Here is a 22,266-nt window from a genome sequence, read left to right as displayed (position 1 = left end):
CGGCGCAGGGTCTTGAGGTAGTCGAGGAGCTCCTGCCTCTTTGCGGTCACGGATGCGCCCGCTGGCCAGGTCGGGGGCGGCGATCATGAGCCGCACCCATGGTCGCGGGTGTACGTGGCCGGCAACACCTTTGCGTTTAGCGCCGGTGGATCGTCGCCTGGGTCACCCCAGCCTTGAGCTGGGCAGTCCGCGTCGGGTGGCGAGCTCGTTGTCAACCACTCCTGGCGCCTCGATCATCGGCCGGGCCGTCGTGCGACGGCCGATACGCGCTTCTCACCACGCCCCATCCGACAGCGCCATGTGCCACTATTGACACATGCCTGTCGCTGCTGACACACTCCGTCCCACCCACCAGAGGCGAAGGAGTTTCCTCAGCGATGAACCACTCCAGGGCGCACAGCCTCGATAACACCGAGCTCGCGAAGTTCTACGAGGCCGCAGGGTTCCGGGGCCGAGTGGGATGGGGCGAGCGTCCCGCCATCCTCGTGATCGACATGGCCGGGGCGTGGACCAGCCCGGACGAACAGATCGGTACCGACCTCTCGGATGTAGAGGCCAACATCGTGAAGCTCTTGGCGGAGGGGCGCCGGGCCGGCCTGCCGATCATCTTCACGACGATGGCGTGGGACCCGAGCCACAGCGAGATCGGTGAGGTAGTCAAGCGCAAGACCCCGCACAGCCTGAAGATGCTCCACGGGACCGACCGGGTGGCCCTACGGCCGCAAATGGAGCGCTGCCCCCACGAGCCGCTGGTCGTCAAGCCGCGCGCTTCGGCCTTCTACGGCACCAATGTCGACGGCATGCTGATCTCGGCCAAGGCCGACACGGTCATCATCGTGGGTTGCAGCACGAGCGGTTGCATCCGCGGAACCGCGGAGAGCGCGTTCAACCGCGGCTTCCATGTAATCGTGCCGAAGGAGGCCGTCGGCGACCGGTCGCGCTCGGCGCACGAGGCGAACCTGTTTGACATCGATGCCCGGTACGGTGATGTCGAGCCGGTCGAGGCGGTGCTGGAGCGCCTTCGTGGGCTGCCCTCGGCGGAGCGCGCGTAATGAACCCCACCGAAGGAACACCGCTGCTGCGCGCCTGCGGGCTCAAGAAGTCCTTCGGCCAGGTCGAGGCGCTGCGTGAAGGAAACCTCATCGTCAATCGCGGCGAGGTCGTGGCGATCGTCGGTGACAACGGCGCCGGGAAGAGCACGTTCATCTCCTGCATCGCGGGCGCGCTCAGACCCGATGCGGGTGAGGTGTTCCTCAACGGGAACCCGCTCGAGCTGGGTTCCATCCACGCCGCCATGCGGGCGGGCATCGCGACCGTCTACCAGGATCTGGCGATGGCGCCCGAGCTCTCAGTCGCGGAGAACATCTTCCTGTCCACCGAACTCCGGCGCAGGGGCATCGCGGGCCGGCTCGGTCTGGTTGACCAGAAGGCGATGCGTGCTCGGGCGGCGGCCCTCATGGACGAGCTCGGCATCACGACCCTCGCAGACGTCAGTGCCGTTGCGGGATCGCTGTCTGGCGGGCAGCGCCAGGTCGTGGCGGTGGCACGGGCGGTATCACGGGCCGGCCAACTCATCATTCTCGACGAGCCGACGGCGGCGCTCGGCGCGAGGCAGTCGCAGATCGTCCTCGACACGATCCACACGATGCGCGAGCGGGGGCTTGGCGTCGTGCTCATCTCGCACGACCTGCCTCGTGTGCTCGAGGTAGCGGACCGGATTGTGGTGATGCGGTTCGGTCGGGTCGTGGCGGAGGTCGCTCCCCGGGGACAGACCGTGCGGCACATCGTCTCGCTCATGCTCGGCGAAGAGTCCGCTGCGAAGGAGAGTGCCGCATCATGACGGTAGGGCAGATCCAGACGAGTTCGACGCCCGAGCAGGGACCACCCCGACCGCCCTCGGCGCCGCCGAGGCCGGGGCCGCGGGAAGTGCTTCATCGGCTACGCATCCTGCAGTCCACAGCGTCCTATGTCGCCTGCGCCGTTGTCGCGCTCACACTGATCTTCGCCGTGCTCACCTCCGGGAACTTCCTGAACACCTCGAACCTGCAGTCGATCGGTAGAAACAGCGCCGGTCTCATGCTCCTCGCGGTCGGACTCGCGTTCGTCCTCGGTGCCGGCCACATCGACCTCAGCGTCGGTTCCACCCTGGTGCTGTCGTCCGTGGTCTCGGCCAAGGTCATCGTCGCGCTCGCGGCGTCGGCCGGGGCCGGCTGGGCGATCGTCATCGGTGCGATCTGCGGCGTCCTGGCGGGCGCCGCCATGGGTCTGCTCAACGGCGTTCTCGTCACCAGGCTCCGGATCAACTCCTTCGTCGTCACGCTCGGCACCATGGGCGTCGGCATCGGCCTGGCGCAGGTCATCACGAACGGCTCGAATGTCATCGGTCTGCCGACGGTGATCCAGCGCGGCTTCGGGATCGCGAACTGGTTCTCGATCCCGAAGCCGCTCCTTCTCTCGCTCGCGCTGTGCGTCGTCGCTGCGGGTGTGCTCACCCAGACCGTGTTCGGGCGCCACGCCCTGGCGAGCGGCTCGTCCGAGGCCGGGGCCCGGCGCGCGGGCGTGAAGGTGGATCACACCACCATCGGCGTGTTTCTTCTGGCAGGCGCGATGGCGGGGGTTGCCGGCTTCCTGGACATCACCCGGTTCGGCACCACGGCGATCTCCGGTCACGAGACGACAATGCTCCAGGCACTCTCGGCAGTGATCATAGGTGGGACGAGCCTCTTCGGCGGTCGGGCGTCCGTGCTCGGCGCGATGATCGCGACCTTCATCTCGACGGTCCTTCTGGCCGGCTTCGTCATGGTCGGCGTCTCGTCCTTCTACCAGCGCATCGCCATCGGCGTTGTCCTGATCATCGCCGTGTGGGTGGACCGGCTCCGCCAGGCGCGCGCGGCCACCACGTAGTTCCCCTCGGCGAAACATACAACGACGTAGTTTGGAGGCTTAACGATGCAACGACGCCGCTTGATCGCACTCCCCACCGCCGCGCTCGTCGCCGTACTGGGCATCACCGGCTGCTCCGGCGACACAGGCGGATCGGGTGCCGGACGGCTCGACATCTCTCTGCTCACCACCTACAACGGCCTGCCGTTCTACACGGCGATGCAGTGCGGGGCACAAGATGCCGCGAAGGAACTCGGCGGTGACATCAAGATCACCGCGGAGGGACCGTCGCGCGGCATGAACGCGGCGGACCAGATTCCCGTGCTCGAGGGTGTCGTCAACCGGCGTCCGGACGGCATGATCTTCGTACCGGCCGACCCGGTTGCCATGCTGGCACCGGCACAGACCGCGATTAGCGCCGGTATCCCGATGGTCACCGCGGACGCCTCCCTGCAGGACGAGATCGCGATGGCGCAGTTCCGTGGCGACAACAAGGCGGGCGGCCGCCTCGCGGCGGAGGAGCTCGTCCGGCACGTCGGCGAGCGGCGCGGGAAAATCCTGGTGCTGGATGTCCGCCCGGGCCTTCCGGTGACCAATCTCAGGGCTGAGGGGTTCATTGAGGCCCTCAAGGAGCTGAACTCGGGCCTGGAGGTCCTCAAGACCCAGTACCACGAGGACGACCCGACCAAGGCCGCCGTGATCGTGGAGAGCGCGCTGCAGTCGAACCCCGACATCGTCGGGATCTTCGGCACCTCCGAGGCGGCCAGCATGGGCGCGGCGTCTGCGCTGCAGGCACGTTCGACCGAAGACATCACCGTCATCGCCTTCGACGCCGGACCCTCACTCGTGCAGGCGCTCAAGGACGGCGTCCTCGACGCGCTGGTCGCGCAGGGCTCCTACCGGATGGGTTACGACGGCGTGAAGACGCTCGTGGCCTATCTGCGGGACGGGAAGAAGCCGACATCCTTCGACCACGTCATTGACAGCGTGATCGTCACCGCGAAGAACGTGGACGAGCCCGACGTGGCGAAGATGCTGTATCCCGCCTCGTGCAGCTGACCGTCGTGAGGGCGAACCCTGATCCCAGCGAATGGACGGGCGGGAAGCTACGGTGTGCTTCCTACCTCGAACCGGCGTTCATTCATCAGCAGATCGGCATGGAGAACAGACGGTGGATACACAGCTCAGTGGTGAACTCGGCGAGTCGATCGACGCGCTTCTCGAGCCGCGGCAGGCGCAACTGCTGCTGACAATCGCTCGCGCCAGCTACCCGCTCGGCGCGCGTGAGCTCACCCGCAGGCTCGACGGTTCGGACAAGCGACTCAGCGAATCGACGGTGAACCGGTTGCTTCGCCAGCTGGACCAGCAAGGCCTCACCGAGTCGCTGGACGGGCGCGGCCGGGTGCTGTCGAAGACCGGTCGAGCTGTGGCTACCAGGATCGTGCGGGAGGAGCGGTGGCGACAGCAGTTGGGGGCCCTGGACATCCGCACCCTGAGCGACGTCCAGGACCTGCTGCGCGCGCGCCGCGGAATCGAGCGGGAGGTTGTCAGATCGGTCGCGCTGACCGCGACGAAGGCGGATATCGCCAGGTTGCGGCAGTCGATAGCGGCATACGGGGAATCGATCGACAGCGAGCGCCGCCGGCTCATCACGGTGGACTTCCACAAGGCTCTCACCGAGATGAGCGACAACCCCATCCTCCGCAGCGCCGCGATGGTCCTGTTCGACACGCGCTTCGACGTCTTCGAGCAGATCCTCGACGCCATGACGGCGGGGCGCGGCCGGACGCACGAGGGCCCGCACGAGCACGACGAAGTGGTCAACGCCATAGAGCGCCACGATCCCGACGCCGCCGAGGCCGCGATGGTTGCGCACCTGAATCGACTGCTGGAGGACGCGTCCGGAGAGGTTTCGGAAGCAACACAAAGGACTATCGAGCGGCTGCTCCGCGAGCACACCACGCCGGACATTCGCTTGGGGAGAGATTGGTGAGCGACGCGTACGACACGATCGTCAGGAACGGGCTCGTCGTCGGACAGACCGGTGCGCGGGTCCAGGACGTGGCGATCACAGACGGCCGGATCGCCGCCCTGCTCCCGCCCGATGCCGCCGCGCCCGCGGCAGCGGAGATCGACGCGTCGGGACTGGTGGTCACACCGGGCGGCATCGACACGCACACCCACGTTCGATGGCCGCACGACGGCATCCACACCACGGACGACTTCCTCTCGGCTACCCGCGCGGCCGTCCTCGGCGGCACGACGACCATTGTCGACTTCGTGCCCCCCGGCGACGGCGACCTGCTGAACCGCTGCCGAAACCGGGTCGACGAGGCGGCGGCCGCCGCGGTCGTGGACTTCGGCTTCCACCCCATCCTCACCTCGGCCGACGAGGCGACGCTGAAGGCGATTGGCGCCGTGATCGCGGACGGGTTCACGTCGTTCAAGATGTACACGACGTACGAGGACCGCCGGGTGGACGACGGTGCCGCGTGGTACCTGATGAAGGCGATCGCCGCCGACGGCGGCCTGCCCGGCTTCCACGCGGAGAACCACGAGCTGCTGAAGAGCGTGCTCGAGCACGAGGTGCAGGAAGGCCACCTCGGTGTGGAGCACTACCCCCGGAGCAGGCCGGGGCTCGCCGAGGCCGAGAGCATCCAGATGATTGCGCTGTACGCGAAGCGGATCGGCACGCCAGCGTACATCTTCCACATCTCCGGCAGCGAGGCGCTGGACGCGGTCCAGGCAGCGCGCGCCGCGGGCGTGCAGATCTTCGCCGAGACGTGCACGCACTACCTGACGCTGGACGACTCGTGCTTCCGCCGTCCAGATGCCTGGAAGTACGTGATCTCGCCGCCCCTGCGCGGTGCCAGTGACCGGGAGGACCTGTGGGCCGGCGTGACCCAGGAGGCGATCGTCTCGGTGGGCTCGGATCACTGCGCCTACCTTCGGGACGCCAAGAACGTGCCGTCGGATGACCACCGAGCCATCCCGGCCGGCGCACCCGGCATCGAGGCCCGAACACCGCTGCTGTTCGCCGGCTGCGTCGACCGGGGCCTCGGGTACGACGCGTTCGTCGCCGTCTCCAGCTCGCGAGCGGCGAAGGTGCTTGGGCTTCCGCACAAGGGCGTCATCGCGCCCGGCTACGACGCGGACCTCGTCCTCTGGGACCCGGACGCCGAATGGCATGCTGATCTCGCGGTAAAGGCCTCGTCGAACACGTTCTCCCTGTACGACCGGATGACAACGCGGGGCAGGCCGAAGCATGTACTGCTACGTGGCACGGCTGCCGTGCGGGACGGGGAGTTCGTGGGTCGGGCCGGTACCGGTCGCTTCATCGCGCGGCGGCCGCGCGGAGAGGTGGGCAGTTCACGGTGAAGGTCCTTGTGACGGGTGGGAGCGGGACGGTTGGCCTCAGCCTTGTCGAGGCCCTGGTCGGGCATGGCGTCGAGACCGTCGTGTACGCCCTGGCCCCGCCGCCGCCCATCGCCCGGGACGAGTTCGAGGCCCGTGGCTCAGTCACGTACGAGTTGGGTGACGTCCTCGACGGCGAGCGTCTATATCAGGTCCTTCGGCGGCACGACGTCGATGTCGTCGTCCATGCCGCGGCGATGACGCCGGACGCGGGGGCCGAGCTGACAGCCGGTCCCGCCGTCCTCAACGTCAACTGCGCGGGTTCGCTCACCGTCGTGATGGCGGCGAGCGGGGCCCGGGTCCGTCGCGTCGTCCACGTCAGCTCGATCGCCGCATACGGCACGAGCAGCACGACGGAACCTCTCCTGCTGGAGGAGGCGACCCCGGACCACCCGGAGACGCTCTACGAGCTGTCGAAGTTCACCGCGGAGAAGGCGGTGCTCAGGGTCGGGCCGGCCCTCGGGACCGAAGTCGTGTCGGCGCGCATCGGCGACGTTTTCGGCCGATGGGAGCACCGCACGGCGATGCGCGCCACGATGAGCGCCCCGTTCCAGGTCATGAGCCTGGCGCTCGCCGGCGGGGAGGCCCGGCTCCCGCGCTCGGGCCGCAAACCGTGGGTGTACAGCGTCGACGTCGCCGAGGCGCTCCGCGCGCTGGTGGCCGCGCCGGTGCTCCACTACCGCGTGTACAACGTCAGTTCGCCCTTCTCCTGGGGGGTCGACGACTGGTGTGCCCTCGCCGCCCGCGCCTTCCCGAGCTTCCGGTACCGAGTCGTGGGCGAGGGCGACAGCGCGAACGTGCGCCTTTTCGGCGACAATGCCCCGATGTCGTTGGACCGGCTGGCCGACGCCGGCTACGCGGCGAAGTTCGATCTGGCATGCGCCTTCAGCGACTACGTGGAGTGGATTCGCCACCATCGCCCGCTGCTGGACACCTGACGGGATCGAGGACGGCGCACAGCTACCGCCGGAGGACGCTCCACCTCTTTACGTGTGAAAGGTGATGCTGTCATGACGACGAAGCGCACGACGGACAACGTCCGTGGGAGGGTCACCGACACCGAGTTCGCCCGCCGCCACGGGGGCGTGAAGGCGATCATGGAGCGGCTCGACCTCACCGCGACGGTCGTGTGCGGACGGGACGACGAGACGGGGATCGACCGCGGTCGCTTCCACTACGTGACCGATTTCGAGGCGCTCAACGGCCAGTGGTTCGCGGTCCTGTTCCGGGACAGCGGCCCGGTGATTTTCCAGCCGGCCTACGTGGGTCGCGCCTGGGCAGACTACGCCTCGCGGATCCGAGACATCGTCGTCGCGGTGGACCAGGCGGCCGACATCGCGTCGCTGCTCAAGGAGCGCGGGTCGGCCACCGGCCGAGTCGGGGTCGTCGGGCTGGGCGACGTCATGAAGGTCGACGATCTCAGGACCCTGGAGCGGCTGGCGCCGGCCGCCGAACTCGTCGATGTCACCGCTGAGCTGGACCAGATGATGGCCATCAAGAGCGACGAGGAGATCGGCTACCTCGAGGAGACGGGCGAGATGTGCCGGCGGGCCTTCGACGCGATCGCCGAGGCGATCCGGCCCGGTGTCACGGAACGGTACGTCACGTCGAAGGCGTTCCAGGTCATCAAGGAGATGGGCGGGACCACCGGCTTCATCCACGTCGCACGCAGCGGCGGCATCCGCACCTTCCATCCGCCGACCGACGACGTCCTGGAGCGGGGCGACGTGATCGGCTTCGACCTCGAGCACAAGGGCCCGTCCCACTACGGCGTGGAGGTGGCCCACTACTTCAGCGTCGGACCGGCGCCCGCCGAGTACGTGCGGAAGTTGGACGCCGAGATGCGGGTGTTCACCGCCGCCCGGGAAGCGCTGCGCCCCGGAGCGGACGCGGGCGCGGTGATGGACGCGATGTCGGCCGCCGCCGCCAAGTCCGGGATGCGCATGGCCGGGCCTGTAGGGCTGGGTCCGGTGATGTTCCACGGTCATGGCGTGGGCCTGAACTTCTTCTGCCCGCCCTACGTGCCCGGCGACGGTCCGATCGAGGCGGGCATGGTGCTCGCCCTCCACCCGTGGACCGGACCGGAGCGAGGCGACAAACTCGCCGTCACCGCGCTCGACACCGTTGTCGTCGACGAGGACGTGAGTCGATCCCTCGTGCTTCCGGCGAGGGGCTTGATCGAGCGGTGAACGCCGCCTTCGGGTGCGTCCGCCGCACCCACCCGTGACGAAGGACCTGGAGACGCAGCGGCTTACCCCTTGAGCGACCGGGCTGTCGGCTCCGCCCGTACCTGCTGCTCTCAGCAGTGATGTCGGTTCTCTACCGCCTGCTCCGGACGCTGGTACCCGGTCGGGCGGTGGTGTACGAGGTCAGCGGCCACCTGGCCATAGGCGGGGGGCGTCGTTCCCGCGGTGCGGCGGCACGGGTCAGGCCGTCCAGCGTGGCTTGAGCCGGGTGAACGCGGCGCGGCTGGCGGACGGGTCGAGGCAGAGTAGTCGCACACGGCGATGGCCGGGCGGGTGACGGATTCCGTGCGGCGCGATCAGCGCGGCGGCGGGCGGTGTGAGATTGAGTGCGGCCCAGGTGGCGCCGGCCGCGACCGGCTGATGTGGACGGTCGGCTCATCTCAGCGACACGAAAGTGTTGACCGCGGCGCCGTGAGGCGCCGGCGTCAAGGCCCTACCGCCGCTACGCGGTCGGGCTGCGGCCCGAACCTTGACCCGGCGCCTCAGCCTCGATGGGAAGTCCCGCCGGGCGAGGCGCGAACGTGACAAACTGCTTCACGAGCACCTGCCCGACGGGCCGATGCAACAGAGCAAGGCCTCAGACGCCAGCGCTGATCTTGGCAGAGCCTCCGCTTAGGGATGCCGGCGTCACCGCCGCCTCAACTGTTCCGACGCGGGCCTCGACCTGCACATCCTGGCCGACTCCGGCTCGTCCAGGGTGCCGTCACGTCCAGGAAGCAAGCTCGATGGGGTCCTGGGGGAGGAATTGTCCTTGCCAGGACCCGACGAATTTGCCATCCCGTGCAACGACTTGACCGCGCACGAGCGTTAGGACAACCTGCCCCTGGCCCGAGATGTTGCCATAGGGCTGGTAGTCGCTGCCCCACGACGCCGGCTCGTTCGGCCACCGCCACGAGACGTGGGGGTCGACGACGATGATGTCCGCGTCCGAGCCGATGCGGATGATGCCCTTGCGGGGGAAGAGCCCAAAGGTCTCGGCGGGACCCCGCGCGGTGACCCTGGCGAAGTCGATGAGTGAGAGGCGGTTGTCGCTGACCGCTCGGGACCACAGCATCGGCATCCGAACGTCGATTCCGGGCGCGCCCGCGGTCATGTTCGTGAAGTCGTCCGCGTCCGGGTACTTGTGGTGTCGGCCGTACGCGCAGTGATCTGATCCGACGCACGCGAGTTCGCCTGTCGCCAGCGCGTTCCAGAGGTCGTTCCGGTCCTCGTCGCCGCGGATCGGGGGAGTGATGACGTACATCCACCGGTTCGCGCCCCGGTAGACAGAGTCGTCGAAGACGAGGTAGTGGGTGCATGTCTCCCCGCGCACGGCCGTACCCAGCTTTCTGGCGCGGCGGATGGCTTGCAGGCCCGCGCTGCCCGACACGTGGAAGATGAAGATCGGTACGCCGTGGTCGCGCGCGTACAGGGACACGAGATCGATAGCTGCCTCTTCCGCGAGTCCCGGCCGTGACTCCGGGAACGCCGCGATGCCGTGGCCGGCGGCGGCGACGGTGCGATGGGTGGCGTCCGCGATGAGCTCGTGGTTCTCCGCATGGAACCCCGCCAGGCCGTCGGCGGCGGCGATCGCATCCATGATCCGGTAGATCTCACCGTCGGTGAGGCGCATGTCCTCGTACGTGGTGAAGATCTTGAAGCACCGCAGCCCCAGCTCGGCCATGCGTGCCACGTCCGACACGGTGATGTCGTCGGCGCTGGTCAGGATCGGCCGGAAGGAGTAGTCGGTGGCGCACTGGTCCTTGGCCTGGTGCAGGCGCCGGAGCGCGGCGTCGTAGTGGCTCTCCGTCGAGGGTGGGGGAACGAAGTCCAGGATGGTGGTCGTGCCGGAGACCGCGGCGGCGGCGGTGGCCTCGGCGAACGTGTCGAGGCTGTGTCCGTCGCCTACCGGCCACTGAATGTGCGTGTGGGTGTCGATGCCGCCCGGGAGGACGAAGCAGTCGCTCGCGTCGAGCGTTTCCGCGGCGACGTGCGGCGTGCCCGGTGCCATGAGGGCGGCGATCCGGCCGCCGTTGATCCCGATGTCCAGCCGCACGACATCGCTGTCAGCGACCACCGTACCGCCGACGATCACGGTCTCGAAGTTCTGGTGCGCGCTCATCTTCCTCCCCTGAAGGGGGTTCCTCAAATATGAGGAACCTGTTACGGTTGCCGCCAACCCTAGAGCAGGCATGAAGGTAGGGCAATGCCAACTGGCGCAGTACGAGAGCTGGCCACCAACGCCGAAAGGCCTGGTGAGGAGGGCTCTTCAGTGACCGAGATGCAGTTCGCGCTGCTGTCGCGGCTGGCCGAGGTTGACTATCCGTGCGGCGCGCGACTGCTGCACAAGCACCTCGAGGCGGCGGGCTTCGCGGTGAGTGAGGCGAGCGTGTCCCGGGTCCTGCTGGACCTGGACGAGGCCGGGCTGACGTCGCGCGCCGGCTCCAAGGGCCGGTCGATCACCGATGCCGGCCGGCAGTTGGTGCGGGCGATCCGGGACAGCCGCGACCGCGACGCGGAACTGGCTCGTGCCCTCGACATCAACACGATCGAACAGGTCTTCGACCTGTTGTACGCGCGCCGGGCCGTGGAGAGCGAGGCGGCGCGCGCGGCGGCCGAGCGGATCACGGAGTCGGAACTGGTCGAACTCCGGGCGCTGCTCGAGCAGCATCGCCACCACCTCGAGAGCGGAAGCGTCGGACGGCAGTGCGCCCAGATGTTCCACCGGGTGCTCATGCAGTTCTCGGGCAACCCCCTGCTCATCACCCTCGGCAACACGATTCTCAGCGACCAACTCGACTACCTCGAGGGTGTCCTCGATGTCGTGACGGCCCTGCGGGGCTCGGCCGACGAGTCGCCCAACGATCATGCGGTGATACTCGACGCGCTGGCCGCCCGCGATCCGGACGCGGCCGAGCGCGCTATGCGCGCACATCTCAGTCGGCTGATCGGGGACCTGAAGGACTTCGCGGCCACCGACAACACCCCCGTCCTGTCCAGGGTGCTTCGCATGATGCAGGGCTAGCCCTTTCCCGTTCAGCCCCGCGCGAGGACCCGACGAGAAGCACGACCCAACGAGAAGAAGGAGCAAGTCATCGTGCGCCAGCACGCATACGGCGATCCCGAACTGACCAAGCAGTACCTGGAGGCCGGCTTCGGCGGCCGCGTCGGCTGGGGCCGCCGCCCCGCCCTGCTCGTCATCGACATGGCGGGCGCGTGGACCCGCACCGATGAGATGATCGGATCGGACCTGTCCGAGGTGACGAGGTCCATCCAGCAGCTGCTGAAGGTCTTCCGTGAGAAGGACCTGCCCCGATACTTCACCACCATGGCGTTCGACGCGTCGATGCGCGACGTCGGCTCCGTGGCCTCGAAGAAGACGCCGCACCTGTTGAAGATGGTCCGCGGCTCCGAGCGCGTCGCGCTGATCCCCGAGCTGGAGCGCCGCCCGGACGAGCCGCTGATCGAGAAGCCCCGCGGCTCCTCGTTCTTCGGCACGAACCTCACGGCCCAGCTCGTTTCCGACGGCGTGGACACCGTGGTCGTCACGGGCTGCTCGACCAGCGGCTGCGTCCGCGCCTCCTGCGAGAGCGCCATCGACCTCAACTTCCGGGTCATCGTGCCGCGTCAGGCCGTCGGCGACCGCTGCGCCAGCGCCCACGTGGCGGCGCTGTTCGACATCGACAACCGCTACGGGGACGTCGTCGAGCTCGAGGACGCTTTGTCCCACCTTGCCGGCATGGGCGAGCCGGAACCGCTGTTCCGTCCATGACCGCCACCCAGAGGAGGATCTGTGACCCCTGTGCTTGAGCTGCAAGGGGTGGGCGTCACCTACGGCGCGGTACGCGCCCTGTCGGGTGTCAACCTCACGGTGGATCCCGGTGAGGTGCTCGCGCTGGTGGGGGACAACGGTGCCGGCAAGTCGACCCTTGTCAAAAGCATCTGTGGCGCCCGCCCCCCTGACGAGGGGACCATCCGGATCGCCGGCGAGTCGGTCGTCGTGGACAGTCCCCGCCGAGCCACCGAGCTCGGCATCGCGACCGTCTTCCAGGACCTGGCGCTGTGCGACGACCTCGACGTCGTGAACAACCTGTTCCTCGGCCGAGAGATCCGCAGGAAGCCGTGGGGCAACCTCGACCACTCGGCGATGGAGAGCCGGTCGTGGGAGTTGCTCGGTTCGCTCAACGCCAAGACGATCAAGAGCGTCCGGGCGAAGGTGGCTCGGCTGTCCGGCGGGCAGCGGCAGTCCGTGGCGATCGCCCGCGCGCTGGTCGGGGACCCCCGGCTCGTCCTGCTGGACGAACCGACCGCCGCGCTCGGCGTCGCGCAGACGGCCGAGGTGCTGGATCTCGTCCGGCGGCTGCGGGACCAGGGCATCGCCGTGATCATCATCAGTCACAACATGGCCGACGTGATGGCGGTCAGCGACCGGATCCACGTGCTGCGTCTCGGCCGAACGAACGGCGTCTTCACCACCGCACAGATCAAGGTGGACGAGGTGGTGGCCGCCATAACCGGCGCGACCCTGCGGGCTGAGGAGGGAGTGGGGGCATGACCGTCTCTGTGTCAAACAGCGAGCAACCACAGGTCGTTCGTCCCTGGTCCAGGCTCCTGGCTTTGCCCTCGGGCGGAGACCACGGGTTCCGTACCGTTCTCATCGGCATCGTCGGTCTCTGGGCGTTGCTCTACGCGTTGAACCCGAGGTTCCTCACAGTCGGGAACCTGAACAACCTCCTGCTGCAGATCGCGGCCGTCGCGGTCCTGTCGATGGGCGCCGTCATCGTCCTGCTGCTCGGCGAGATCGACCTGTCGATGGGTTCGGTGAGCGGGCTGTGCGCCGCCGTGATGGCCGTGGTGAACAGCAAAGCCGGCATTCCGGCACCGCTGGCCATCGTCGCGGCGATCCTCTGCGGCGTCGCCATCGGCGTGCTGCACGGTGTCGTCGTGACCCGGTTCGGCGTGCCGTCGTTCGTGGTCACCCTCGGCGGGCTGCTCACCTGGCAGGGCGTGCAGTTGGCCGTGCTGGGCGAGCAGGGCAACCTGAACATCACCGACAGCTTCATCGTCAGCCTCACCTCGACCTACGTGCCGAACTGGTTCGGCTGGGCCGTCACGCTCCTCGCCAGCGCCTACCTGCTGGCGTCGGCGCTGATTCACCAGCGCGGCCGCAGGCACCCGTCCGGGGAGCAGACCTCCTGGCTGAAGGTGCTGCTGCCCCGCACTCCGGTGGTCGCGCTGGTCCTGATCGGCGGCGCGCTGCTCATCAACCACCGCGGCATCCCGCTCGTGGTGCTCATCGTCCTCGCCGTGGCGGCCCTGATGAGCTACGTGCTCACCGCCCGGAAGGTGGGCCGTCACCTGTACGCGATCGGCTCCAACGCCGAGGCGGCACGCCGGTCCGGCGTGCGGGTGGACCGGATCAAGGTAGCGGCGTTCGCCTGCACCGCGGGACTCGCCGCCCTCGGCGGCATCCTCGCGGCCTCCCGGCTGTTCGCCGTGAACCAGTCCTCCGGCCAGGGCAGCCTCCTGCTGCTCGCCATCGCCGGAGCCGTCATCGGCGGCGTCAGCCTCTTTGGCGGCGTGGGCACCGTCTGGCAGGCGCTGCTCGGCTCGTTGCTGATCGGCTCGATCGCCAACGGCATGGATCTGCTGTCCATGCCCTCCTCCTACCGGTTCACCGTCACCGGCGCCGTGCTCGTCCTGGCGGTGGTCATCGATGCGCTGGCCCGCCGGCGGGCCGCGCAACGCGGGTAAATGCAACCCCCAAATCCCCCACCCCTTCCACACTGAGGACAACGAGATCATGAACAGGAGCCCACTTCGCCGCGGGCGCGTGGTCGCTGCGGCCGTTCTCATCATCACCACTCCGGTCGCACTCGCGGCCTGCGGTGACGGCGGGGACAGCGGCAAGAACTCATCCCCCACGATCGCCTACCTCGCGCCGGAGACCATCACCCCCCGCTACGAGGCCATCGAGAAGCCGGCGCTGACGAAGCGGCTGAAGGAGATCTGCCCGGACTGCCGGCTGATCACGGCCAACGCCAACTCCGACCCCTCGCAGCAACTGCAGCAGGCCGAGAACGCTATCGCCGACGGCGCCAAGGTCATCATCACCAACCCCGTGGACAGCAAGGCCGCCGCAGGCATCGCGGCGCGGGCCGAGGCCAACGACGTGGCCGTGATCTCCCTGGGGCGCCTGATCCAGAACGCGACGGTGTCGTGGAGCCTCACCATGGACACCATCCAGGCCGGCCGGGACAAGGCGCTGTCGCTGGCCGAGGCGCTGGCCGAGCAGGGGCACCCCAAGGGCCCGATCGTGATGATCAACGGCGCGCCGGGCGACACCGACGACGCCAAGATGAAGCAGGGCGCCGAGGAGGTCTTCAAGGAGAAGGGGGTCGAAGTCGCCATGCGCTTCGATACCCCGCAGTGGGACCCGTCGAAGGCGCAGCAGGAGATGGACCAGGCCATCACCGCGCTCGGCCGCGACGGCTTCTTCGGCGTGTACTCAAGCAACGACGGCATGGCAGGCGGTGTCATCGCCGCGATGAAGTCGGCCAACATCGATCCGAAGACGCGGCCGGTGACGGGCCTCGACAACGATGTGGCCGCGCTGCAGCGGATCGTCACGGGCGAGCAGTACATGACCGAGTTCCAGGACATCGTCGACGAGGCGACCAAGGCGGCCGACGTCGCCCTGCACCTCGGCCGCGGTGAGGAGGTCCCCGCCCAGTACAAGGAGGCCACGGTCAACAACGGCAAGATGGACGTGCCGACCTACCTCTTCGAGATCGGGCCGATCAGCCAGAAGAACATCAAGCAGTACTTCGACGACAAGAAGCTCGACGCCGGCAAGGTCTGCACGGGCGACTTCGTCGCGGCCTGCCAGAAGCTAGGGATCACCGTCTAGCGCACGCTCCCGCGGGTGCGTCCGACCGGCGGGCGCACCCGCGGACCGCAGATCAGCCGGCACCACCGCCAGGTGGCGATGAGTTGGGTAGGGAACAAGGATGAGCAAACAACACCGTGGTGTTCACGTGGGGCAACGTCTGCGCGGGCGCTCGGTGATCGTCACCGGCGCCGCCTCAGGAATCGGCGAGGCGGCGGTGCACCGGCTCGTGGCGGAAGGAGCCGACGTCGTCGCCCTGGACCTGCAGCCGAACGTCGTGCGGGACTGGTCGGGCCCGGTCGAGGGCAAGGTCGGTGACGTCACCTCCCTGGACGACCTGCGAGCCTGCATCGACATCGCGATGCAGCGGTCAGGCCGGCTGGACGGCGTGGTCGCGGCGGCCGGGATCGCGCAAGGGGGATCCGTCGGAGAACTTACCCCCGACAAGTGGCAGCGCGTCATCGACGTGAACCTCACGAGCGTGTACCTGCTGGCGCACCTGACCGTGCCGCTGTTCGCCCAGGCCGGTGGCGGCTCCTTCGTCGCCATCGCCTCCCAGGTCGGGCTGGTCGGCTACCCGACCAACGCCGGCTACTGCGCCGCCAAGGCCGGCGTGATCAACCTGATGCGCTCCATTGCCGTCGACTACGGCCCGCAGGGGGTGCGTGCCAACGCCGTCTGCCCGGGACCGATCGACACCCCCATGACGCAGGTCGGCTTCGCCCAGACCGGAGAGGACTACGGTGTCGTCATCGGTCGCGTCCCCGCGCAACGGATGGGGCAGCCCGAGGAAGTAGCGGCAGGGTGCGCATATCTACTGTCGGATGACGCCCAGTACGTCAACGGCAGCACGCTGACGATAGACGGCGGATACACCGCACAATGATCAATGCCTCGTGCCGGCATCGCTACCACTTGCATGCCGCGTTCAAGGGCCGCATTGCCTGGCTACCGAGCATCCAGTTGCAGCAGGCCCGTTGATCCGGCCGCCGGTTCATCACCTTTAGCCACACACATTTCCTGGATTGGAGTGATTGATTTGTCTGCTCGTCGCGCGATCGTTGCCGAGGGTGCTGCCGCCCCGACCGCCTCCTACTCACAGGGGATTGCATTCGGGAACGTGGTGGTAACAGCGGGCCAGGTCGGCAGCGATCCGGTCACCGGCGAACTCAAGGACGGGTTGGGCGAGCAGGTCCGCGCGGCCATCGCTAACCTGGCGGCGGTACTGGCCGCAGAGGGTCTGGGTCTGGAGGACGTCGTGAAGACGACGTGCTTCTTGACGAACATCGACGACTTTGCCGAGTTCGACGCGGTCTACCGGGAGGTCTTTCCCCAGCCGCTACCCGCCCGGAGCACCGTAGGCGTCGCCCTTGCCGGAGATCTGCTCTTCGAGATCGAGGCGTGGGCGGTCAGGCCGTGACCGTGCCGCCGCCAAGAGCGGCCGACGTGCCACCGCTGGACGTCGTGACGCTTGGCGAAGTGTTGGGAAGCCTGCTCGCGACCCGGGTCGGCCCCCTGGACGACGCCACGCACTTCGAGCGCCGTCTGGCCGGTTCGGAGGTGAACACCGCGATCGCCCTTGCCCGGTTGGGGCATCGGGTCGGCTATCTCGGAATAGTCGGAGACGATCTCTTCGGGAAAGCGGCTCGGGCTCGATTCGAGGCCGAAAACGTTGACACCACGATGCTGGCCACCAGCCGGGACGCCGCGACAGGCCTACAGATCAAGGAGCGCGTCGTCGGGCGCGACCCGCTGTACGTCTACTACCGGCAAGGAAGCGCCGGCTCCAAGCTTGCCGCGACTCCAGCCGTCCTTGCGTATCTGGCGGCGGCCCGGCATCTGCACGTCACCGGCATCCCCCTCGCGATCTCCCCGACGGCTCGCCAATGCGCCTTCAAAGCTGTGGAAGCAGCACGGGACAACGGCCTACCGGTGAGCTTCGACCCCAACCTCCGGCCGGTTTTATGGCCGGATCACAAGGAAATGGTCGACATCGTCAACGCGCTGGCCATACAGTGCGACTGGGTCCTGCCAGGCCACAGGGAGGGAACGGCACTCACCGGGAGCAGCGAACCCGAGGGGATCGCCCAGTTCTACCTATCGCGTGGCGTCCGCGGCGTCGTGATCAAGCTCGGCTCGCGCGGCGCGTTGCTGTACACCGCCAACGCAGTCTGGCGGTGTCCACCCTTCGTTGTGGATGTAGTGGACACCCTCGGCGCCGGCGACGCTTTCGCGGCCGGATTCATCAGCGCATTGATCGACGGGGAACAGGCGCAGCGAGCCCTGGAAAAGGCCTGCGCGGTGGGAGCCATCGCCACGACCAGCGACGGTGACTGCGATGGGATGCCGACCCGAGCTGAGTTGGCCGACTTCATGGCAGCCCACCACCGCACCACCTCTGAGCAGGTGCTCGAAGGGGCGGTGGGGTAGTGGCGATGCAACTACAGGTCGCGCTGGACCGCATGCCCGTGGCGCGCGCGGTCGAACTCACCCGCAAGGTCAGCGAGCATGTGGACTGGATCGAAGTCGGAACATCGCTGATCAAGGCGCACGGCATGGCAGCCGTTGCTGCAGTCGTGGCCGCAGCCGGATCGACACCCGTCCTGGCGGACATGAAGACCGCCGACGACGCGGTGACCGAGGTGGACATGTGCCACGCTGCGGGAGCACGGGCGATGAGCGTGCTGGCTCTGGCACCGCAGGACACGGTTCGCGCTTGTACGAGCCGGGCCCAGGATCTGGGCATGGAAGTCCTAGTCGATCTGCTGGCGGCCGGCGCTGAGCGTCTCGACCAACTCCTGGCTGAATGCTCCAGCCCTTCTCATCTGGTCTGGGCTGCTCATATCGGCAAGGACCAGCAAGAGCGAAGCCGCGTGGACCATCCGCTCGACCGGATGGCGGCTCGAGCCAAGGGACACCGGCTAGCCCTGGCCGGCGGGCTTGGCCAGGAGGAGGTGGCCGCACTCGCGCAGTCCTACCCGGACCTTCGAGTCATCGTCGGCTCAGCCATCACCAAGGCCGCGGACCCGGCAGCGACGGCCGCGGCGTTCCGGCAGCTGCTGACCAGCGAGCCGCCTACGGCCCAGCGCAAAGGAGAGGTAACTCCATGACCGACACGGCTCACGGCGATCCGATCGATGCCATCACGGCAGAGATCGCGGCAGCCTTGGCTGGGCTGGACCGGTCGGGAATCCCCGCCCTGGCCCAGCTGGCAATGCAAGGTCACCGCGTGTTCGTCACCGGCGACGGCCGCTCCGGCTACATGGCTCGAGCCTTCGCCATGAGGCTGATGCACCTGGGCACACAGGTCTACTTCGTCGGCGACACCTGCACCCCGGCGGTCGCCGCTGGCGACGTGATGGTGGCGGTATCAGGATCGGGCACGACGGCCTCCACCGTCCGCACCATGAAGGCCGCGAAGGCCAGCCGGTGCCAGAGGGTCGCCGTCACCAGCGACCCGTCGTCGGAACTAGCCACCATGGCCGACCTTGTGCTGCATGTTCCCGGCGCGACCAAGCACCGCAAGAAGGGCGAACCGTCGACCAGCCAACCTCTGTCCAGCCTTTTCGATCAGTGCGTCCACCTCGTCCTCGACGCTGTCTGCCTGACCATCGCCAACAGCCGACGCATCGACAACGAGGCTGCCGTCAAAGCACACGCCAACACCGAATAGCAGTCAACGAGCCCAGCCTCAACCGCCGTCACCTGTGCGCGCCTTTCGCGTCGCAAGAATGGATAGACGTGGCCCAGCGAATTGTGGATCTAAGTCTCACCATCTCCGACAACATGCCGGTGCAGGACGCTTTCCAGCGACCCGTCTACGTGACGCTGCAAACACATGAGAGCAGCCTCGCGTTCGGCGCGGGCACCGCAGACGACCCGCATACCTCCTCGTGGAAGTATCTCGGCCTGGTGGAGCACACTGGAACCCATGTGGACGCCTTCTTCCACATGAACCCTCACGGGCAGACGATCGACCAGATGCCGATCTCGATGTTCTTCGGCAAGGCCGTTTGCTTCGACATGACCCACATACCGGACCTCGGCGAGATCACCGTCGCCGATCTCGAGCGAGCGCAGGAGGACACGGGAGTCCACGTGGACGGGCACATCGTCCTGCTCAACACCGGATTCCATCGCAGGCACTATCCCGACAAGCGTCTGTTCGACCTCAATCCAGGCCTGTCGGTCCAGGCCACTCACTGGCTGGCGGACCACGGCTCACTCGTGCACGGCGTCGAGGGCCCGTCCACCGACATCATGAGCACGAACCTGTTCCCCAGCCACCGGGTCTGCCGCGACAGGGGTATCACCCACTATGAATGGCTTGTGAACTTGGAGGAGCTCGTCGGAGTAGGAGAGTTCACCTTTTTCGGGGTCCCGTTGCGGCTCGACAAGGGGACCGGTTCACCCGTTCGGGCTTTCGCCATCGTCGAGGAATGACCTGGTCCCATGACCAAGCCCGTGGGTGGGTCCGCATGACCCGGCACATCATTCCGCTGAACGACACGACGCTGCACGGGTCCTTCTCGCGTGACCATGCGCCGGTCCTCACCGTCGAGTCCGGCGACACCGTGGAATTTTCGACGCTGGACGGCGACTGGCTACTGAACCTCGAGCCGGGTCCCCCGGTCGCCCACGGCGACGAGTGGCCTGGACGACGCCCCGCCCTCGACTCCGGGCATGCGCTGTCCGGGCCGGTGTACGTCGAGGGCGCACGACCCGGTTCAGTGCTGGCAGTCGAGATCAACGAGATCAGGCCCGCCGGATGGGGTTGGAGCCGGGCTGGCGGCCGCGACGCCAGACACGACCAGCTCTTGCACGTCGACGAAGGCGGCGAGTATTACCTCGGCTGGAGCCTCGACAGCGAGAATCGGATCGCTACGAGCCATGAAGGCCATAGGGTGGCGATCCGCCCCTTCATGGGAGTCATGGGGGTCGCTCCAGCCGAATTCGGGATCCATTCGACTCACCCGCCTCGCGCGACAGGCGGCAATATCGACTGCAAGGAGCTGGTAGCCGGGTCGACCGTCTACCTGCCCGTCGCCGTGGACGGCGCGCTCTTCTCGGTCGGTGACGGCCACGCGGCTCAGGGAGACGGCGAAGTCGGGTCCACCGCCATCGAATGTCATATGGAGTCCGTCGTCCTGACTCTGACCGTGGTCACCGATTTCCGGCTCGGTACCCCACGGGCCCGAACCCGCAAGGAGTGGCTCACCTTCGGCTTCGCGAGATGCCTCGACGAAGCCACGTACATGGCATTGCGTGACATGACCGACCTGGTGCAGCAGCTATATGGCTTCGAGCGGAAGGAGGCTCTCAACCTCTGCAGCCAGACGGTCGACTTGCGTATCACCCAGATTGTCAACGGTGTGCTCGGAGTGCACGCGGCGCTTCCGCACTCTGCAATTCAGCCCAAAGTCGCGGTAGATCCAGGCGACTGGTGGTCCAGGGTGCCCACAACGAGGGAGGCTGCCGAACGGCCCGGATAGAACAGGTCTGTCGCCGGCTCCGACGTCGAGTGACGAGCTGCGGGCGGCGGTTGATGGCGGAGCCCGAGGCCGACCCGCAGGCGCCGTGCTCGCGCAGACGGCACGTCTGACCACTCCACACTACTTAGGAGCAGCATGAACATCCCCGAGGTGTTGCGCCAGCACAGTCTCGTGCCCGTCGTCGTCCTCGACGACGCCGCTGACGCCGCGCCGCTCGCCGACGCGCTCGCGGCCGGCGGCCTACCCATCGCCGAGGTCACCCTGCGCACCCCCTCGGCCATCGAGGCGATCGGCCGGATGGCCGCCCACGGTGGAATAGTGGTGGGCGCCGGTACGGTCACCAGCGTGGAGCAGGTGGACGACGCGGTGCGGGCCGGCGCGACGTTCGTTGTGTCGCCTGGCTTCAGCGAACCGATCGTCCGTCGCTGCCGGGAGCACGGGGTCTTCGTGCTTCCCGGTGCCACCACGGCGACGGAGGTCATGTCCGCGCTCGCCGCCGAGGTCACGGTGCTGAAGTTCTTTCCCGCCGGCACGTCCGGCGGCGCCGCGGCGGTCGCCGCGCTGTCCGCGCCCTTTGGCCAGGTCTCGTTTGTCCCGACCGGCGGCATCGATGCCGCATCGGTGGTGGAGTACCTCGCGTTACCGTCCGTCCTCGCCGTCGGCGGAAGCTGGATGCTGCCCCGCTCGGTGCTGGCGGCCGGTGACTTCGCGCGGGTGACCGAGCTGGTCGCGGCGAGCGTCGCGGCCGTCGCACGCTGACCAACGCCCGCCTGAACCGCGGCAATCTCACAGCGGGGCACCCGGCCCAGCAGCGCTCACCGCTGGCATGGGGCCCGACTGGTCTGGCCTCCACGCCCTTTTGCGGCTTCAGGGGCATAAAACCCTGTACCGTGCCACTCGTGTTTCACATCTACGCGGCGGCTGCGGCGCAGGCCAGGGCGTAGTCCCGCAATATGTCGGGGTCGGTCTGGCCTGGGCTAACGGCGGAAAAGCGGGCCGCGATAAGAGCGACCGGCAATAGGCACCCAGGATCCGGACAGGTAGGTACCCGGAGTAGCAAACAGGCACGGGACATCGATCATCGGAGTTCTCTACGCTCAGTGATCGACGGGAGTCCCGTGCCTGCCTTGCCATCATCGGTGCTCGAACCGATCTGGGTCCAGTTCGCCGCGCTGTGTCCTGAACAACCCGGGTTCGACCCGGAGCATCCGTTGGGCTGTCACCGGCGACAGATCCCGAACCGTGTCGTGTTCGAGCATGTCATCGCCGCTCTCGTGCACGGTTCCGGCTACGAACGCGTGGCCACCGAGCGATGCTCGGACCGCACGATCCGTCGGCGCCTATGGGTGTGGGCCGAAGCCGG

At 67.7% G+C, this 22,266-nt stretch carries 22 protein-coding genes and 1 pseudogene; 22 read left to right on the top strand and 1 reads right to left on the bottom strand.

The features are described 5' to 3' along the window. Positions 1-377: 377 nt before the first annotated feature. From ACGFIZ_RS29800 to ACGFIZ_RS29765, 8 genes are all read left to right on the top strand, one after another. Positions 378-1,052 (top strand): isochorismatase family protein, encoded by a 675-nt coding sequence (locus ACGFIZ_RS29800; protein ID WP_393425171.1) that lies wholly within the window; start codon positions 378-380, stop codon positions 1,050-1,052. Continuing rightward, a complete protein-coding gene (locus ACGFIZ_RS29795; RefSeq protein WP_393425168.1) occupies positions 1,052-1,840 on the top strand; it encodes an ATP-binding cassette domain-containing protein in 789 nt (262 codons plus the stop codon). Before ACGFIZ_RS29800 ends, ACGFIZ_RS29795 begins: the two co-directional genes overlap by 1 nt. Beyond that, positions 1,837-2,904 (top strand): ABC transporter permease, encoded by a 1,068-nt coding sequence (locus ACGFIZ_RS29790; protein WP_393425165.1) that lies wholly within the window; start codon positions 1,837-1,839, stop codon positions 2,902-2,904. The genes ACGFIZ_RS29795 and ACGFIZ_RS29790 overlap by 4 nt, the downstream gene beginning before the upstream one ends. 60 nt (positions 2,905-2,964) lie before the next feature. Further along, a complete protein-coding gene (locus ACGFIZ_RS29785) occupies positions 2,965-3,942 on the top strand; it encodes an ABC transporter substrate-binding protein (protein ID WP_393425162.1) in 978 nt (325 codons plus the stop codon). Between the two features lie 112 nt (positions 3,943-4,054). Beyond that, entirely contained in the window at positions 4,055-4,876 is an 822-nt protein-coding gene (locus ACGFIZ_RS29780; RefSeq protein ID WP_393425159.1) for an FCD domain-containing protein, read from the top strand. Beyond that, complete coding sequence (locus ACGFIZ_RS29775) at positions 4,873-6,261, top strand: amidohydrolase family protein (RefSeq protein ID WP_393425156.1); 1,389 nt, start codon at positions 4,873-4,875, stop codon at positions 6,259-6,261. The genes ACGFIZ_RS29780 and ACGFIZ_RS29775 overlap by 4 nt, the downstream gene beginning before the upstream one ends. Continuing rightward, positions 6,258-7,235, top strand: a complete 978-nt coding sequence (locus ACGFIZ_RS29770; RefSeq protein ID WP_393425154.1) for an NAD-dependent epimerase/dehydratase family protein — start codon at positions 6,258-6,260, stop codon at positions 7,233-7,235. Before ACGFIZ_RS29775 ends, ACGFIZ_RS29770 begins: the two co-directional genes overlap by 4 nt. A 72-nt stretch (positions 7,236-7,307) precedes the next feature. Then, on the top strand, positions 7,308-8,486 hold the full coding sequence (locus ACGFIZ_RS29765) for a M24 family metallopeptidase (RefSeq protein WP_393425152.1): 1,179 nt from the start codon (positions 7,308-7,310) through the stop codon (positions 8,484-8,486). 760 nt (positions 8,487-9,246) lie between these two features. Here the strand turns inward: ACGFIZ_RS29765 and ACGFIZ_RS29760 are convergent. Further along, complete coding sequence (locus ACGFIZ_RS29760) at positions 9,247-10,716, bottom strand: amidohydrolase family protein (protein WP_393425149.1); 1,470 nt, start codon at positions 10,714-10,716, stop codon at positions 9,247-9,249. Between the two features lie 87 nt (positions 10,717-10,803). Between ACGFIZ_RS29760 and ACGFIZ_RS29755 the strand changes: the two genes are divergently transcribed. The 14 genes and pseudogenes from ACGFIZ_RS29755 to ACGFIZ_RS29690 form a co-directional block, all read left to right on the top strand. Beyond that, positions 10,804-11,547, top strand: a complete 744-nt coding sequence (locus ACGFIZ_RS29755) for an FCD domain-containing protein (protein ID WP_393425204.1) — start codon at positions 10,804-10,806, stop codon at positions 11,545-11,547. Positions 11,548-11,619: 72 nt separating this feature from the next. Continuing rightward, positions 11,620-12,294: an isochorismatase family protein gene (locus ACGFIZ_RS29750; RefSeq protein ID WP_393425146.1), complete on the top strand. Its 675-nt coding sequence runs from the start codon at positions 11,620-11,622 to the stop codon at positions 12,292-12,294. Between the two features lie 21 nt (positions 12,295-12,315). Further along, complete coding sequence (locus ACGFIZ_RS29745) at positions 12,316-13,077, top strand: ATP-binding cassette domain-containing protein (protein ID WP_393425143.1); 762 nt, start codon at positions 12,316-12,318, stop codon at positions 13,075-13,077. 62 nt (positions 13,078-13,139) lie between these two features. Beyond that, positions 13,140-14,276: a sugar ABC transporter permease gene (locus tag ACGFIZ_RS29740; RefSeq protein ID WP_393425141.1), complete on the top strand. Its 1,137-nt coding sequence runs from the start codon at positions 13,140-13,142 to the stop codon at positions 14,274-14,276. After that, positions 14,239-15,432: a substrate-binding domain-containing protein gene (locus ACGFIZ_RS29735; protein WP_393425138.1), complete on the top strand. Its 1,194-nt coding sequence runs from the start codon at positions 14,239-14,241 to the stop codon at positions 15,430-15,432. Before ACGFIZ_RS29740 ends, ACGFIZ_RS29735 begins: the two co-directional genes overlap by 38 nt. Positions 15,433-15,559: 127 nt before the next feature. Then, positions 15,560-16,297 carry an SDR family NAD(P)-dependent oxidoreductase gene (locus ACGFIZ_RS29730; RefSeq protein ID WP_393425135.1) on the top strand — a complete coding sequence of 246 codons (738 nt, stop codon included), beginning with the start codon at positions 15,560-15,562 and terminating at the stop codon, positions 16,295-16,297. A 144-nt stretch (positions 16,298-16,441) separates the two neighbouring features. Then, on the top strand, positions 16,442-16,831 hold the full coding sequence (locus ACGFIZ_RS29725) for a RidA family protein (protein ID WP_393425132.1): 390 nt from the start codon (positions 16,442-16,444) through the stop codon (positions 16,829-16,831). After that, positions 16,828-17,841, top strand: coding sequence for a sugar kinase (locus tag ACGFIZ_RS29720; protein WP_393425129.1), 1,014 nt, complete (start codon positions 16,828-16,830; stop codon positions 17,839-17,841). The genes ACGFIZ_RS29725 and ACGFIZ_RS29720 overlap by 4 nt, the downstream gene beginning before the upstream one ends. Positions 17,842-17,846: 5 nt before the next feature. Further along, a complete protein-coding gene (locus tag ACGFIZ_RS29715) occupies positions 17,847-18,521 on the top strand; it encodes an orotidine 5'-phosphate decarboxylase / HUMPS family protein (protein WP_393425127.1) in 675 nt (224 codons plus the stop codon). Further along, on the top strand, positions 18,518-19,084 hold the full coding sequence (gene hxlB / locus ACGFIZ_RS29710; RefSeq protein ID WP_393425125.1) for a 6-phospho-3-hexuloisomerase: 567 nt from the start codon (positions 18,518-18,520) through the stop codon (positions 19,082-19,084). Before ACGFIZ_RS29715 ends, hxlB begins: the two co-directional genes overlap by 4 nt. Positions 19,085-19,152: 68 nt before the next feature. Next, positions 19,153-19,854, top strand: a complete 702-nt coding sequence (locus ACGFIZ_RS29705; protein ID WP_393425122.1) for a cyclase family protein — start codon at positions 19,153-19,155, stop codon at positions 19,852-19,854. Between the two features lie 35 nt (positions 19,855-19,889). Next, the gene (locus tag ACGFIZ_RS29700; RefSeq protein WP_393425119.1) at positions 19,890-20,903 is read left to right on the top strand and encodes an acetamidase/formamidase family protein; all 1,014 of its coding nucleotides are present in this window, start codon (positions 19,890-19,892) and stop codon (positions 20,901-20,903) included. Positions 20,904-21,038: 135 nt separating this feature from the next. Further along, complete coding sequence (gene eda / locus ACGFIZ_RS29695; RefSeq protein ID WP_393425116.1) at positions 21,039-21,662, top strand: bifunctional 4-hydroxy-2-oxoglutarate aldolase/2-dehydro-3-deoxy-phosphogluconate aldolase; 624 nt, start codon at positions 21,039-21,041, stop codon at positions 21,660-21,662. Positions 21,663-22,021: 359 nt separating this feature from the next. After that, positions 22,022-22,266, top strand: a pseudogene (locus tag ACGFIZ_RS29690) (IS5/IS1182 family transposase); the annotation flags it as partial.

Source organism: Micromonospora sp. NPDC048830 (assembly GCF_043198215.1).
Lineage (GTDB): Bacteria > Actinomycetota > Actinomycetes > Mycobacteriales > Micromonosporaceae > Micromonospora.
Note: the sequence above shows the minus strand (reverse complement) of the source record. Positions and strands in the feature narration are given on the sequence as shown.